This window comes from Candidatus Zixiibacteriota bacterium, assembly GCA_036480375.1.
Lineage (GTDB): Bacteria > Zixibacteria > MSB-5A5 > GN15 > JAAZOE01 > JAZGGI01.
The window spans coordinates 1-15,668 of record JAZGGI010000047.1 but is presented as its reverse complement, the minus strand read 5'-3'; the positions used below and the strand labels follow the sequence as shown (position 1 = coordinate 15,668).

Below are 15,668 nucleotides of genomic sequence, written 5' to 3'. Positions count from 1 at the left end.
TGTATGATTACATTTTGGGAGATTATTTGAATGAGAAGTCTGATTACAAAAGTGTTCGGGACCAAGCACGATCGCGATATAAAAAAGTTGAAACCGATTGTTGAAGAGATAAACGGCTATTTCGACCAGTTTGATTCTCTATCCGATGATGAATTAAAGGCTAAAACCGGGGAATTCAAGAAACGGATGGCGGAAGGCGAAATCCTCGATGATATTCTCACTGAGGCGTTCGCGGCAGTCAAACAGGCTTGCACAAGGCTATATGGGCAATCGTGGGAAGTTGCCGGAATCGAGACCGAATGGAATATGATTCCTTACGATGTCCAGCTAATCGGCGGAATTGTGCTTCATCGGGGTAAAATAACAGAAATGGCGACCGGTGAGGGGAAAACGCTGGTAGCGACACTACCGGTATATCTCAATGCCCTGACCGGCAAAGGCGTCCATATCGTCACCGTCAACGATTACCTGGCTTTGCGCGATAGTCAATGGATGGGCAAAATATATGAATTTCTGGGACTGGCGGTGGGATGTATTCAGCATGACATGACCCCGGCGGAACGAAAAAAAGAATACAATTGTGATATAACGCACGGCACAAATAACGAATTCGGTTTTGATTATCTCCGGGATAACATGGTTCAAACAGCCGAAGATCGGGTACATCGCGGTTATAATTACGCCATCGTCGATGAAGTCGACTCGCTTCTAATCGATGAGGCGCGGACGCCGCTGATTATATCCGGGACGGTTGAGTCCAGCGATACCGGGCGTTACAAAGAGATGAAACCGTATGTGGATCAATTGGTCAGGAAGCAAAATCAGCTGGTAGGACAATTCATCGCTGAGGCGGAGAAATTTCTCAAGGAGAGTAACGAATACGAAGCCGGTTTGCGGTTATTGTCGGCCGAACGCGGCGCTCCCAAGCATAAAAAGCTTATGCGCATGGAAAAAGAATCAGGCATCAAAAAGCTGATTCAGCAAACCGAGGCGGCGTTGTTGCGCGATAAAAAAATGTTTGAGCTCGATGAAGAGCTTTACTATGTCATTGACGAGAGGGAACATTCTATCGATTTGACCGATAACGGCCGTGCTCAGTTTCCCGATGAGGTACAAGAGTTATTTGTTATTCCGGATCTCTCTACTGAGTTATCCATGATTGAGGGGGATGAATCGCTGGGGGGCCAGGAAAAAGCGCAAAAATCGGACGCGATTTATAAGATTCACGGGGAACGGTCTGAAAAAGTTCACAATATCAGCCAGCTTTTGAAGGCTTATTCTCTTTATGAGAAAAATAATGAATATGTCCTTCAGGAAGGTAAGGTTGTTATCGTCGATGAATTCACCGGGCGGCTCATGCCGGGGCGCCGTTTCAGCGATGGTTTACACGAAGCGATTGAGGCCAAGGAAGGCGTTAGGGTTGAGGCCCAGACCCAGACATTGGCCTCCATCACGCTCCAGAATTATTTTCGGATGTACGACAAACTGGCCGGTATGACAGGTACCGCCGAAACGGAAGCGTCTGAATTTTTTGATATTTATAAATTGGATGTGGTCGTAATACCAACTCATCGCTTGGTCATCCGTGATGATATGGAGGATGAAATTTACCGGACGCGACGGGAGAAATACGCGGCCATTATAAATAAGATGATCGAGATGAATAAAATCGGCCGACCGGTATTGGTCGGTACGATATCGGTCGAGGTCAGCGAAATCCTGTCGCGAATGCTCCAGAAAACGGGCGTCAAGCATAATGTATTGAATGCCAAACGTCATCAGCAAGAGGCGAAAATTGTCGCCGAAGCGGGACAAACCGGGGCGGTGACAATCGCGACCAATATGGCCGGACGAGGCACGGATATTAAGCTCAGTGAGGCGGTCATAGAGGCCGGAGGATTGCATATCCTTGGAACCGAACGACATGAATCGCGACGTATTGACCGCCAGTTGCGAGGACGGTCGGGTCGTCAGGGCGATCCCGGTTCATCTCAGTTTTTCCTGTCGTTGGAAGATGACCTCATGCGCCTTTTTGGTTCGGATCGCATCGCCGGTATAATGGATAAACTCGGCGTTGAAGAGGGCGAAGTCATTACTCACGGCATGATATCAAAAGCGATTGAGCGAGCCCAAAAAAGAGTCGAAGCGCAAAACTTCTCTATCCGCAAACATACTTTAAAGTATGACGACGTCATGAATCAGCAGCGTGAAGTGATTTACGGACGGAGGCTGCAGATTTTGGAAAATGAGGATATTAAGTCAACCATTATTGAGATGATCGATATCAATATTGAAACAATCATAGACGCCAACTGTCCCGAAAAAGAATACCCTGAAAACTGGAATCTGGAAGAATTGCGCCGTCAGGTGTTGCATTCATTTCTTCTCGATTTGAAATTTAAAGACGATGATATCCCGGATTTGACTCGCGAAAAACTAACCGAGCAGATTAAAAAAGCGGCCATGGCAATTTATCAGAGCAAAGAAGAAGCTTATGGATCTGAATTAATGCGTCGATTGGAAAGTTATGCCGCACTGGTAACTATCGATCAATACTGGCGCGATCATCTTAATGAGATAGATGAGCTTCGCACCGGAATTGGTCTGCGGGCATACGGGCAGCGCGATCCCTTGATGGAATATAAAAAAGAAGCTTTTGCCCTGTTTACGGCTTTGATCGATAATATTGATCGGGATACGGTCGGCAGAGTATTTCGCTTGCAGGTACAATCGGCGGAACAAAAACAACAGGCCGTACGTCCCATGCCTCATCTTGTCGCCAGCCACGCCGACACGACCGGGATGGGTTATGCTTCAGCTGAACAAAACGCTGGCGGTGCCGAAAGCGGAATGGGAACTAGCCCGATGGCGGAAGCAAGCGAGAGAGGCAAACAAAAGCCGATTAAAAGAACCCAGCCAAAAATCGGACGCAATGATCCTTGCCCCTGCGGCTCGGGCAAGAAATATAAAAAATGCTGCGGGATGAAATAATGATTGGTATCAAACGCGAGCTTAAATGAATAAATATACTCACGAGGTATTTTTAGGGCTGATAATTATAGTGATTGTCGGCCCTCTTTTGATTTTTCAATCTCCGCCATACTTCCATACGCCTGATATTCAATATGTGAAAGCCAAGACGCTGGCGGTTATGAGCGGTAATTTATATGATGACCCAGTCACCGGTTTCCCGTCCTTTCATCCGCCGTATTATCATTTATTTTTATCGTGGCTGGCATCTATTGGAATTTCACTTGAGATTATTCCCCTGATTATGGCTATGATCAATGTATGCCTTTTGTTAATCTTTTCATATTTAATGTTGTGTAGGATTTTTGATAAGACGACAGCTTTGTTGACGACTGCTATGATTCCCTACATTAATCAATATATGGGTCCGGGGAATATATTCCTGGCGACGGCATTCTATTTCTCACTGCCCATTTTCATTGCCGGATTGTGGGTTTATCTAAGAGAAAAACAAACAGTTTTAACTCGAGCCTTAACAGGATTTCTATTAGGATTATCATTTATAATTTCTCCGGTTTATTTGTTTGTCGTTGGATTTTTATTTATCTATGAAATAATTTGGAAACGGCAGTGGTCTCAGATAGTGATATTGATTGGCGTCTTTCTTATTTCAATCATTCCCTTCCTTATTCACACATACACCATATCCAGCTATCAAATGGCGGGCACTTCAGCATTTTCATTCTGGCGGGGCTGGCCCGATTGGGAATGGTTTCAGACATTTATTGGATATTTATTGTATCCGGCCGACGGGAAAATAAGTCATTGGCAGGTACTGATCACACTGGCGATATTCGTTATTGGAATTATCGGAATCCGAAAATCGCGTTCAACCCATTTCCTGATTTATATTTTCCTGACCGCCTACCTATTTACTTCGTATCATTACAACGCCTATCAGTATGGCCCGAGAATATTTTTCTTTTTTGGTCTTTTAGTAACAGGCTATTTGATTAGGCACTTACGCGATTTCATAAATATCAAAATGGTTTCTTTGGGAATTATCACGGCTTTTATATTATTCGGGATTGGTGAACATTTGTATCGCTCTTATATCAATTTGGAAAATGAAAAGGTCAATTATTTGAATTACCGGCAAATCGGTCGCGGCCTTAAAGATAATTTGCCTGATTTTGTTGCGGTGAATGACTATATTCTGGCGAGTACTTTAACTTACAGAAATTTTATTATGCCCTATTTCCCTGTTCGGGCTTTAGTTGCTCATCATTCCGGGGAATATTTTCAATTAAACTCCAGAATCGCCGACGAAATGCTAAGAGATTATAACGATTTTATGGCTGCGGGAAAACCGGAATTAGTCGATTTAATTTGCCGTAAGTATAATATAAAGATTGCCGTAATTGGAGGCCGAGACGTGAATCAAAACGGATTTAAAACGATTATGGAACATTGGGAAAAGGTTTATGAAGATCAGACTTTTAAGATATTCAGAAAATATGCCGCGAGTGACGAACCAACCGGTTCATCAAATAATTAGGCAATAGAAACGATCATGATACGATTAAAAGACATCCAATTAATTTTTTCAAGTATCTTCCTGATGGTGATGGGATCGGTATTATTCTCATGTTCCGATGAAGAAGACCCGGTCACGTCTACGTCTCCTGTTTTTGAAGAAACTCCGGTTGTGATTGCGAGCCAATATAATGATGCAATGAAGACTATGGGTGACATTTCATTCAATGAGCTTTCGCCGGTATTCCGATCTTTTGGTTCGCTTGTTGAGGATAATAAGCTATCGCCATATATCGATTATTTTACCGTTCCCGGTGCCGCAGTAAAGGCAGTCACGACTGGAATAATATCAGAAATTATTGCCAATCCGGTTGAAGAAGGCGATTTCGAAATACGAGTAACCGCCCTTCCGGGGTCAAAGCATACGATTGTCTATGATCATGTTCAGGATGTTAAGGTTTTGGAGGCAACGCGAGTCGAACCGGGAGATACCCTGGGAGTGGCCGGGACCTGGAGTGATACTGTGCGGCGAACAGGTCTCGGAATTTTCGTCGGGGAGGGCGCCGATTTGCGTTGGTATTGCCCCCTGGACTATGGCAATTCGACATTTAAGGAAAAACATCGGTTATTATTTAATCAATATCTATCGCTCGGTAAAACTCCGGCCTATGATAGTCTGTGCATCACCGGCTCTATCGACGCTTCGCTTCAATAATATCAGGCGATCATCCGACAAAGCATAGCAGCCAAAAAGGCGGCCGGATTTCCAACGGCATATCCTAACATCGCCATCAGAATTGAAACCGGTACCAGACTTTTATTATGATAGGCGGCTACAATCGGAGCGGAAGCAGCTCCACCGATATTTGCCGCTGACGCGATCGCGGCGGTATGAACATCGACTTTGAATATTCTTGCGGCCGTTACCAAAAGCCCGCCGTGAATGAATATCCAGATAAAAGCTCCCAGTAAAAACCAGAAAACCGACATATCGAGATTCGATAAATCGGCGCGAGCGCCCATACGAGCGACAAACATATAAATTAGGGCCATTGAGAAGGCATGCGATCCGGGAATCCCACTGGCTCGCGTAAATGAAAGACTGACCCCCAATATTGTCACTATCAAAATCTTGTAAGTATTAGCCGAAAAAATCGTAGTGCCCTCCGAAGATTTCAGCTCCGGAATCATTTGCGATATCCAGGCGGAAAGAGCCGTCACGGCGCATCCGATAAAGATAAGATACAGAAAATGCCGCATTTGCATTTTCCCCTTATCTTTTGAAATTTCGTTGGCCATTCGTTCCATGCGTTCCAAACGGTCTTTGGAAACCTTTGTGAATCGGCCGAACCATCCCGCCAAATTCTTGGATGCCAGCATTATCGGCAACCAGATAAGATACACCGCATTATCGGCTATGACGGCGTAACCGTAATAAAGCGACGCATCATCAAGATCAATCATTTGGGCAACGGCCAGCATATTGCCGGTTCCCCCAATCCAGCTGCCGGCTAACGCTCCGAATCCTTTCCAGGCCTCGGCCGTCAAGCCTGTCTTGACAAGGAAGAAAGCGATGGGAGCCCCGATAACGACGCCCAGAGTACCGACCAGCATTACAAAAACGCCCCGTCCCATAATTCGAATCGTAGCCATAATATCTACGTCAAGCAGCATAATCGTCAGAAACATTGGGAGAATATTGGCTCCCATAAAATCATAAACCGGTGAATCGTTGGGAATTACCCCGGTATTAGAGAGTAAAACGGGTAGCAAATAAATGAAAATCAGCGGAGGGAAATAATTAAAAATTGGCCAACCGGTTTTTTTCTCCAGCCAGAAGAAAAGCGCAGGGATACCTGCCAGGACGACAATAATCGCAATCGGGCTGCTTAATATAGTTGAGTCCATCAGCTCTAATCCTTATTTTGGAATAATTAGGCTTCAGGTTACGAACTTTGCACCGATTTGGCAAGTCTATATCTTTCAAAAAGTATTGTGGTTTTAATCAGGTTGAATTAAATTGCCGCGTCTATATTATTAAGGGTTTGACAATGTCCAATAATTTCGTCCGATATCATTTGCCTTTTTATCTATTTGCGGCGCTTATCCTCAGCATCTCATCTTTGCCTCAATTTAAACCTCCCGATATGGAAATTGTATTCGCCGACAAAATCGCTCATTTTTTTGAATATGGAATTTTCGCATTTTTGGCATTGAGATCGCTTGGCCAATTGTCAGCGTTTAAGAATCGAAAAAAATTATATCCTTGGGTATTAGTAATTTCAGTAGTTTTTGCGGCGTTGGACGAGTGGCATCAGGCATATATTCCGGGGAGATTTTCAGATATTTATGACTTTATTGCCGATACCATTGGAATCGTTGTTGTACTTTTGTCGATCTATATCCAGTCAAAGCGAAAGGCCACAATGAAATCTGGTTATTGAATTTCCCCAAAGCCTATCTTATCAAATGACATCCGCAAACTTTTGCATGTTGACATTTAAAAAAACCTCCTTATATTATTGGTAGATATGTCTTAAGAAAAAATACATGCAGGGATGCCACTCCCCCTTCGTTTATTTAGGGGATATAACCGTTAATCTTTCACCGGAGGTGGGCGATGGGGAATAAAATTGTCTTATTCGTCATAGTTGCTATCTTTACCCTCGGCGCGTCCGTATATGCGGTTCCCGATCCGGGTATCGCGGATACGGTCTGGGTCGAATCGGTTAGTATTCCATCCGGAAGCACCGATCCTTTTTCCGTTCCAATTCATCTTTATAATGATGAAGAACTGGGCGGTTTTGGTTTACCATTTTTATGGGATTCTCCCGACATAACCGCTGACTCAGTTACTTTTGGCGGCTCACGAATTGACTATGTGCTTATCAAACCTATAGAAATCAATAACGCCGAGCAGAAGTTCCAGGTTGGTATGATCATCTTTTCGGAAGCTTATTTGCAGGCCGGAAGAGGTAATATATTTACTGCGTGGTTTACCCCGGCTCCCGGGGCCGCAGATCAAGTGATCACGTTGGATTCTACTTCGTATATCGAGGCTTCACCTTTTATCCTGACACTAACCGGCGGATCAACTTTTGTGCCGCAGTATAAAACGGGAACGATAACTATTGGAGACCCGGTATCGGGCCCGACGATTGCATTGGATCCGGTTTCGCTTGATTTTACCGCAGTTCAGGACGGCGCTCCTCCCGCATCGCAATCATTTAATATTTCTAATACCGGCGATGAGACATTAAATTGGACTGCCACGGCCGATAGCTGGATTACTTTAAATCCGACAGCGGGTGCCGGCCCGGCAACGGTGACGGTCGATATCGTCCTGACCGGATTATTGGCGGGCACTCACAACGGTACTATTACTGTGAGCGACCCGGCCGCAACCAATTCACCACAGGAAGTGGCGGTGACGTTGATTTTAGACCCACCCCCGCCCTGTCTGGCGCTTTCAGCCAACGAGATTAATTTCAGCGGATTTCCCGGTGATATTTTAAATAGTGCGATAAACGTCAGCAATTGCGGCGGGCCAACGCTTAATTTCACTATCACCGGTATAGACGAATCCTGGCTATCTGCCAACCCAACCAGTGGCACCGGAAATCGGACGATTAATTTCTTCGCCAATCTTACCGGACTGGCTCCCGGTGATTACAGCGATGTGGTTACTTTCTCAGCTGATCCGGGTACAGAAAATGCGCCGCAGGATGTCACGATTAATTTGACCGTTATAGATGACACTCCGGCCGCTGATACTTTGTGGGTATCCAATGTATCGGCCACAGCGGGCGAACAGGTCGTGGTTGATTTAAATTATCAAAATTTTGTCCAAATCGGCCATTTCAATATTCCGCTCCGGTATGACGGAACCGATCTGATTTGCGATTCCGTATCATTTGTGGGAAGCCGCGTCGAAGCCTGGGAAGAACATCTCGCGACTATTGATAATGACGCCAAGACTATCAATGTCGAGGGATTGCGAGTAACTCAGCCATATTTGGAAACTGGCAATGGATTGCTGGCAAAAATGTATTTTTCGATTGATCCTTCCGCGGCGACTCAAAACGTTCCGATAGACTCCGCTTTTATTCCGCCATCATTCGAATATCTATTTGTTCAATCGGATGCGTCTTCTCGCGCGACTAAATTTTTCGCCGGCAGTATCGATATAACCGGATTGCCGTGTTTCTCATTCCCGGTTGACACGGTATATTTCAGCGCTGAACTTGGAACACCTCCCGCGCCTCAGACTTTCGAAATTACAAATTCATGTTACGGCAATCTCACGTGGTCTGTTACTGACGATGCCCTCTGGCTGGCGCTGGCCCCGATCTCCGGAACCGAGGAGGATTTCATTGAATTCAGCGTCAATCCGGCCGGATTGCCTGAAGGAGTCCACATAGCGACCGCTACCTTCGCGTCTAACTCGCTGATTAGCCCGACTGAGATTCCAGTATTGTTCGATGTTTTTGGAATGCCTGAATTGGCGTTATCGACAAATTCAATAAATTTCGGCAACACGTGTATGGGTACCATCGTAACCGGTGATTTTGATATATCTAATGTCGGCACCGGCGCGATGGATTGGACGGCGACCACCGGTACCGGAGTTACTCTTTCGGCTACATCAGGCTCGGCACCCGCAACCGTGTCGTTTGAGGTCAATACAGCGGATCTTAATTTTGGACCACAGCAGACGACTATCACGGTCGACGCCGGTGATGCCGCGAATTCACCTCAAGTATTAACTCTCTCATTCAATATCGCGAACTGTGATGAATGCGCTATTGATATCGCCGAGGTTAACGGGCCTCAGGGACTGGCGGTTGGCGTACCGGTGTATGCTTATCAGATTGCCGATGTGGCCGGAGTGGAATTGCATCTTACTTATTTAAACGCCGTTCTGGCGGCCGATTCGGTTACTTCAAATTATATGATTGGAGCAACCATCGGTTTCTTATCCGATATCGATGGAAACGGTTATATTCACTACATTTGGGATAATTTAAGCAATCCAATTACCGTTCCGGACGGCGATGTTTTGATGACTTTCTGGTTCACCTCGATCGGCAGCGTCGGCGAAACGTCTCCGATTGTCTGGCTGGATGGAAATGAGATTGTCGATGAATTTGGCAATCCGAATTTATCGCTCGGTTTCTGTGACGGTGAAGTTACGATAATTGATCCGATCTTCGATATTTCGGGAACCGTTGTATATTACGGAAATGATATCCCGATAGAAGGTGTTAATGTCGATTTTGGCGGACAAGCCAGCGGTTCGGATATAACCGACGGAGCCGGTGAATACAGTTTCGTCAACCTTGAAATCGGCGGTTATACCATAACTCCGTGGTTTGATGATGATGCTCCGGGCGTATCCGTAGCCGACGTAATTAAAATTCGCCGTCACATAGCCTATGTCGAAAGGTTTGATCTCGGTTATCAATTGATCGCTGCGGATGTAAACCTCACCAATACGGTCAGCGTCTCCGATGTTATTTCAATCCGCCGTTTCCTTGCAATGCTGGGCACTCTTCCGGGTGGCAATTGGACTTTCATCGACGGCGAATATGCGTTGACGGTTGATAACTGGCAATTGGCGCCGCGGTCCAAGAATATCTCAATTGTCAACGAAGATATCGTTGTACCGCATTTTTACGGCGTCAGATTGGGCGATGTCAACGCCACCTGGTCACCTTTGGCGGCCAAGCCCTTATTTGCTGCCGCGATGGATCCGATTACAATCGAATTGGGCGAATCCTATACGCAGCCCAACGGCATTGTCACGGTACCAATAAATATCGCCGACGTCGAGAATCTGGCGGGTATTGAACTTCACGTTTCATTTAACGGCAATGAAGTTCAATATGTTGGAACCGATTCTGATATCTTATCCGGCACGACCTTGAACGGCGCCGATAATACTTTCCATCTTATCTGGGATGATTTTGAAGCGCCTTTGAATCTTACCGGCTCGCATACAATCGCGGAAATCTCATTCAGGATTACCGGAGAGTTTAATGAATCCAGTGAAATTATTGTAACCGATGCTGAATTAGCTGATTCCGATGGAAACAGCTATCGGTTGAATATAATCAACGGTCATCTGACCAAGGGCGGAACTACACTCCCTGCCCAATATAGTCTCGAACAGAATATCCCCAATCCTTTCAACCCGGAAACTACGATAATGGCTTCCATGAGAGAGGCCGGGGAATATTCGCTTGAGATCTATAATATTATGGGACAGAAGATTAGAACTTATCAGGGCTATCACGAAGCCGGTATTATCGAATTTGTCTGGGACGGCACCGACGACAACGATATGAACGTTACTTCGGGAATTTATTTATATAAATTCTCGTCAGGATCGTTCAATCAGACAAAAAAGATGATGCTTTTGAAATAAAACTTTTGTAAAGTAAGGAGGGCCGGTATGGGGCCGGTCCTCTTGAAAATAAATTTCTCTGTCCTGTGGAGGTTTTATGAAAAAGATGGGTCGTAAATTTTGGGGATTGCTCTTCGCTCTCCTGCTTGTAGTCCCATCATCGGCGTTCGCGGTCACGCTTGAAATCACCAATGCGACGGCGGCGCCTTCGGATATCGTCCAGATGAAACTTATGACGGAAGATTTCACGGATGTAGCCGGAGTTCAAATCTTTATTGAATTTGATACATCCAAAGTTGAGTTTCATTCGATGGCGACGTCATATATTCAATCATGGACAACCAATGTGACCGACGGGAAAATATTTGTTATATGGGAAGATTTATCATCGCCCCTGACGCTTCCGGCCGGGGAACCGCTTTTCCAGTTTAATCTTCAGGCGGCGGCCGATGCCGCAGATTCGGCTTTTGTGAAATTTTCCGGGAATATTGAACTGGTCGATGAAGCTGGCGATCCTTTAAGCGTAACACTACAAGATGGATATATAACTTTCATCCCATTATCAGCGGATGATCTACCCGGTGCGCTGCCGGTTCAATTTGTATTGGAACAGAATTATCCCAACCCCTTCAATCCATCAACGACCATTTCCTATACGGTCAAAAAGACAGGGCAATATACGTTTGAAATATTTAACCTTGCCGGTCAATTGATTGACAAGATTGAACTGGGTAACAAACCGGCGGGAACTTATGAGTATATATTCTCCGGTGATAAATTACCCAGCGGCGTTTACACCTATCGCCTGACGGGAAATAATCAAAGCACCTCCAGGCAAATGATACTTCTTAAATAACGGTTTAGGTTGTAGAAAAAATTGAAAAGCCCGGTGAAATGGCCGGGCTTTTTTTTGTGCGGTTGATTGTATTATATTGAGAAATCAATCTTGACAGCGGTGAAAATATCAATATATTCTATGCTTCGATTGAGTAAGACACTTAAATTGATTTTTGCATTGACCGATAGAAAATAATATCCCGCTGGGGGATCGTCCAATGGCAAGACATACGGCTCTGGACCGTAGAATCGGGGTTCGAATCCCTGTCCCCCAGCCAAAAATCAGAATCGCCCCCTTTGACGAGCATGTTGAAGGGTTTTCTGTATGTGGGATATAGAGTTAAACCTTTTATCGTACAGTTCGAAAGTAGTTTCCTTAATAGTTTTCCCTGTTCCTCTGCGGTTTGCATAACATAATGCGAATAAACACCTTGAGCGAGTTCTAAAAACTCTACACTATCTTGATAGTAATTGGCATTGGCTGATTCAAGTCTAAGAATCCGTAGTGAAATTGCATTCTGCTCAACTATCCAATTCTCATGCTGCTTTTGCCAAAATTCATCCGTAGTCATTCCATTGATTTTATCTTCATAGGCTTTATCGAGTAATCGCTGGGTTTTATTGTGGTTCTTGGCATAGTTGCATTATATCTTTCTATTGCCCCATGGTTTTTACCTGCTATACAACATTGGGGGATAAAAAGCACATGTCTTTAAATGATGATCTCAAACAGGAGGTCGCAACTATCTTACGCAATTCCTGGAGTACTCGCAACGGTCAAAAAGTACCCGAACCCGAAGAACTCAAACTCAGCAATGACGCTGTGGAACTCGACGCAACAGTACTATACGCAGATTTAACAGAATCCACTGGGTTGGTAGACAGTTACAAATCCTATTTCGCAGCAGAAATCTATAAATCTTATCTTCACACCACTGCGAAAATTGTCAGATCTGAAGATGGAATAATCACAGCATACGATGGCGATCGTATAATGTCTATCTTTATTGGAGGAAGCAAGAACACATCGGCAGTACGTGCCGCACTAAAGATTAACTATGCAGTAAAGAAGATCATAAATCCTGCAATTCAGGCACAGTACTCTAACATCAAGTACTTGATGCAACAAACGGTAGGAATCGATACGAGTTCGCTCTTTGTTGCTCGAACGGGAATCCGCGGCTCTAATGATCTTGTCTGGGTGGGACGTGCTGCAAACTATGCTGCCAAGCTATGCAATCTGTCTCCCGACTACCCTACTTGGATTACAGATTCCGTATACAAAAGGCTTAACAAAATTGCCAAATTCACTAACGGAAAAACGATGTGGGAGCCCTGTAGCTGGAAAGGCATGCGCGACCACAGAATATACCGGTCAACATGGCGATGGCCGATTTGAGAAACTTAGCAAACATCAACTGTCGCGGCCAGCGAATCAAGACCGCCTGAGAAGAGAATCACCTCTTCGGCGTCTGACCAGTATATCGTATCCTGAAAATCGAAATACTGATCTATTGGTATCTCATCCTTCAATTTGCTAAAATGAAATTCATACATGTCATCCGATAGAAACCCGAGAGCCTGCTCCAATAATTCTTTAGTTTTCGAATCATTCCATCTCTCGGGATTTCGGACCGGGATATGTAAAACAAAATCCCTGTTCCAGTCTTTGCCATCCTGTTTCCATGTTCTCCCGCCGCGTGTGATAGCCTGATCGGCGCAATAAACGTAGCTGCCAACTTCCAGCATATCCAGAATCAAGGGAGATGGATTTTGGGCGAGTCTCTTACTTATATCAAACAGTTTCAGATTTACATTGTGCGTACTTATGGATGACGTATCGAGGTTAATTATCTTTTTGAAGCCCGATTTATCCACATTATCATGAGGATACGGCCCGCACAGGATGAGAGATTTTTTAGAAATATTACTCCCCTCCTCGCGCAAACTCATTGCTGATTTTTTTGAAGGCTACATGGGCGAACTTGGCGACCGATTCAGAGGATAAGTCCTGATTAAACTTCGCCTTGCCGAACCATCCGGGTGTAAACTCTTTTGATATCCGAACTGTTTCTCGTATGTAAGTATTAAATGCCTCATTGAACTTATCGTGGTCATTAATATCTTGAAATCTCAAACCCTGCCCGATATGGCTGGGCAATTCGCGATCCAGATGATATGATAGATACCTGCTGGTAAACGAAGACAAAAAGTTATGCATCAACTCGGCCAACCGCTTGCCGGTCGCATACTTTGAGATTGATTTCTGCATGGATTCGGATGTAGTTTCAAATAGAGAGCCTGTTTCGGTCGAGACGTTTTTTATTAATGCTTCGGTAAATGCATTCTGGGCGATTTCGCTGGCATCAGATTTTATGTGCAGGCTGTTAAGGTCATAATCGATTCGGGATTTTAACGCGCTAACAATATCAAATAAGGATGCGTCGTTGGATAGTGAATAACCCTGCCCGTTAAGATTTGATATGAAATCTTTTGATCCGGCAGATTCGAGGAACTTGAATATTGTCGTAAGAGTATGAGTGAATCCGGCATCATTGGGGATACGGCCAAGACCGGATTGGGCCGCTAACATGCTGGCTTCAGCTATAGTCGAAATATCGCCACCGGCTTTAAGTAACTCTATTACTTTTTTCCAGCGACGGGTTTTATATATATCACCAAGTCTCAAATGTCCCATGATTACCCCAAAAATTTATATCTAATTAGATTATGCGTGATGCTATGAATATTCCATTCCAATTTGTTTATTGATTTGTAAATAGGAAAGCACATCATATCAGAATTCCTCTCCCCGAATTTGAGCTTTTAATATAATATTACCAATGACTGATAGCAAGACTTGAGTACAGAATTTGTAAATATGTGATCTTATTTGCTCAGTAAAATCTGTTATCCCCTTTAAGTGGCATATAGTGTCACTTTGAAGCTTGAATTATGAATAATTCAGCGAATAATTGCTTTTTTAGACTATTTTTATTGACATAACACAATATTTTATTATTCTACATATAGTAAAAGCGTTACTTTCAATTTTATGGTGATTTTAATTTACGCATTTTAATATAAAACTGGGGCTGGAGGATAGCAATGGGAAAGACAAGTAAGATTTCGATAATTGTGGGGCTGTTTGTATTTCTATTTGGGGCTTCAGTTTTCGCATCTATTCATCATGTTCCATCCGAGTATTCGACAATTCAGGGGGCAATTAATATCTCAGTTGATGGTGATACGGTATTAGTGGCATCTGGTGTTTACGAAGAGAGTATTAATTTTGGTGGTAAAAGCATTGTTGTCTTATCCGCGTCGGGGGCATTAGAGACGACAATCTTATCTCCGAGTTCAGCCAGTGGAGTTTATGATCTTCCGTTGGATTTTGATAGTTTATCGGCCCCGCTGAAGGCACGTGATTATTTATCACAGAAGTCACTGAGTGCCGGATCACCGGTCGTGTCTTTTACATCTGGTAGTGACGCGACGACGGAGTTGATCGGTTTCACGATTAATGGTAATAATTCGGTTCAGTGTATATCATGTATTGAGTCCGATCCTTTGATCAGTGAGTGTATTATTCAGAATGGTGTTGGTTCTCGTGACGGTGGCGGTTTGTTTATCCAGTATTGCGCCCCCAGGATTCACGATAACGTGATTCGCAATAATTACACTCCGATAACAGGTGCGGGATTATTTGCTCGTTTGGGTACAGGTAACGGTACGGTCGAAGTTGTCGGCAATGTCTTTTATGGTAATCAGGGCGGTAACGGTCCGGCGATATCGTTCATTGAAGGCGAGGGATGTTTGGCCGAGCGTAATTTAGTCTATGGTAATAGTGTTCCTGATGCCGGTTCGTACATTCGTGGCGTGGTTTATGTCCATGTTGATAATGCGACCGTGATCAATA

Annotated in this window: 11 protein-coding genes and 1 tRNA gene; 9 read left to right on the top strand and 3 right to left on the bottom strand. The window is 44.3% G+C overall.

The annotated features are described in order from the left end of the window. Positions 1-30: 30 nt before the first annotated feature. Genes secA through V3V99_13810 form a run of 3 tightly spaced genes read left to right on the top strand, consistent with a single transcriptional unit; the run spans position 31 to position 5,221 of the window. Positions 31-2,991: a preprotein translocase subunit SecA gene (gene secA, locus V3V99_13820; GenBank protein MEE9443736.1), complete on the top strand. Its 2,961-nt coding sequence runs from the start codon at positions 31-33 to the stop codon at positions 2,989-2,991. A 25-nt stretch (positions 2,992-3,016) separates the two neighbouring features. Then, a complete protein-coding gene (locus V3V99_13815) occupies positions 3,017-4,528 on the top strand; it encodes a hypothetical protein (GenBank protein MEE9443735.1) in 1,512 nt (503 codons plus the stop codon). Between the two features lie 15 nt (positions 4,529-4,543). Continuing rightward, positions 4,544-5,221, top strand: a complete 678-nt coding sequence (locus tag V3V99_13810; GenBank protein ID MEE9443734.1) for a hypothetical protein — start codon at positions 4,544-4,546, stop codon at positions 5,219-5,221. 2 nt (positions 5,222-5,223) lie between these two features. Here V3V99_13810 and V3V99_13805 read toward each other — a convergent pair whose 3' ends face one another. Beyond that, a complete protein-coding gene (locus V3V99_13805) occupies positions 5,224-6,414 on the bottom strand; it encodes a DUF819 family protein (GenBank protein MEE9443733.1) in 1,191 nt (396 codons plus the stop codon). Positions 6,415-6,557: 143 nt separating this feature from the next. On the opposite strand from V3V99_13805, the gene V3V99_13800 reads away from it, so the two are divergent. The 5 genes from V3V99_13800 to V3V99_13780 all read left to right on the top strand — a co-directional run bounded on the left by V3V99_13800 (position 6,558) and on the right by V3V99_13780 (position 13,148). Further along, a complete protein-coding gene (locus V3V99_13800; protein MEE9443732.1) occupies positions 6,558-6,950 on the top strand; it encodes a VanZ family protein in 393 nt (130 codons plus the stop codon). 176 nt (positions 6,951-7,126) lie between these two features. Beyond that, on the top strand, positions 7,127-10,933 hold the full coding sequence (locus V3V99_13795) for a cohesin domain-containing protein (GenBank protein ID MEE9443731.1): 3,807 nt from the start codon (positions 7,127-7,129) through the stop codon (positions 10,931-10,933). Positions 10,934-11,009: 76 nt separating this feature from the next. After that, complete coding sequence (locus V3V99_13790) at positions 11,010-11,768, top strand: T9SS type A sorting domain-containing protein (GenBank protein MEE9443730.1); 759 nt, start codon at positions 11,010-11,012, stop codon at positions 11,766-11,768. A gap of 185 nt (positions 11,769-11,953) precedes the next feature. Continuing rightward, a tRNA-Gln gene (locus V3V99_13785) sits at positions 11,954-12,027 on the top strand. Between the two features lie 428 nt (positions 12,028-12,455). After that, complete coding sequence (locus V3V99_13780; protein MEE9443729.1) at positions 12,456-13,148, top strand: adenylate/guanylate cyclase domain-containing protein; 693 nt, start codon at positions 12,456-12,458, stop codon at positions 13,146-13,148. Positions 13,149-13,153: 5 nt separating this feature from the next. Here V3V99_13780 and V3V99_13775 read toward each other — a convergent pair whose 3' ends face one another. Then, on the bottom strand, positions 13,154-13,702 hold the full coding sequence (locus V3V99_13775; GenBank protein MEE9443728.1) for a hypothetical protein: 549 nt from the start codon (positions 13,700-13,702) through the stop codon (positions 13,154-13,156). Further along, a complete protein-coding gene (locus tag V3V99_13770; GenBank protein MEE9443727.1) occupies positions 13,677-14,447 on the bottom strand; it encodes a hypothetical protein in 771 nt (256 codons plus the stop codon). The genes V3V99_13775 and V3V99_13770 overlap by 26 nt, the downstream gene beginning before the upstream one ends. Positions 14,448-14,857: 410 nt before the next feature. Here V3V99_13770 and V3V99_13765 point away from each other — a divergent pair. After that, the coding region (locus tag V3V99_13765; protein MEE9443726.1) for a hypothetical protein at positions 14,858-15,668 on the top strand (811 nt) is incomplete at its 3' end.

Excerpts from the sequence above, each read along its gene's own strand:
- V3V99_13810 (MEE9443734.1), top strand. The coding sequence starts at position 4,544 with ATGATACGATTAAAAGACATCCAATTAATTTTTTCAAGTATCTTCCTG.
- V3V99_13800 (MEE9443732.1), top strand. The coding sequence starts at position 6,558 with ATGTCCAATAATTTCGTCCGATATCATTTGCCTTTTTATCTATTTGCG.
- V3V99_13815 (MEE9443735.1), top strand. The coding sequence starts at position 3,017 with ATGAATAAATATACTCACGAGGTATTTTTAGGGCTGATAATTATAGTG.
- secA (MEE9443736.1), top strand. The coding sequence starts at position 31 with ATGAGAAGTCTGATTACAAAAGTGTTCGGGACCAAGCACGATCGCGAT.
- V3V99_13795 (MEE9443731.1), top strand. The coding sequence starts at position 7,127 with ATGGGGAATAAAATTGTCTTATTCGTCATAGTTGCTATCTTTACCCTC.
- V3V99_13790 (MEE9443730.1), top strand. The coding sequence starts at position 11,010 with ATGAAAAAGATGGGTCGTAAATTTTGGGGATTGCTCTTCGCTCTCCTG.
- V3V99_13780 (MEE9443729.1), top strand. The coding sequence starts at position 12,456 with ATGTCTTTAAATGATGATCTCAAACAGGAGGTCGCAACTATCTTACGC.
- V3V99_13775 (MEE9443728.1), bottom strand. The coding sequence starts at position 13,702 with ATGAGTTTGCGCGAGGAGGGGAGTAATATTTCTAAAAAATCTCTCATC.
- V3V99_13770 (MEE9443727.1), bottom strand. The coding sequence starts at position 14,447 with ATGGGACATTTGAGACTTGGTGATATATATAAAACCCGTCGCTGGAAA.
- V3V99_13805 (MEE9443733.1), bottom strand. The coding sequence starts at position 6,414 with ATGGACTCAACTATATTAAGCAGCCCGATTGCGATTATTGTCGTCCTG.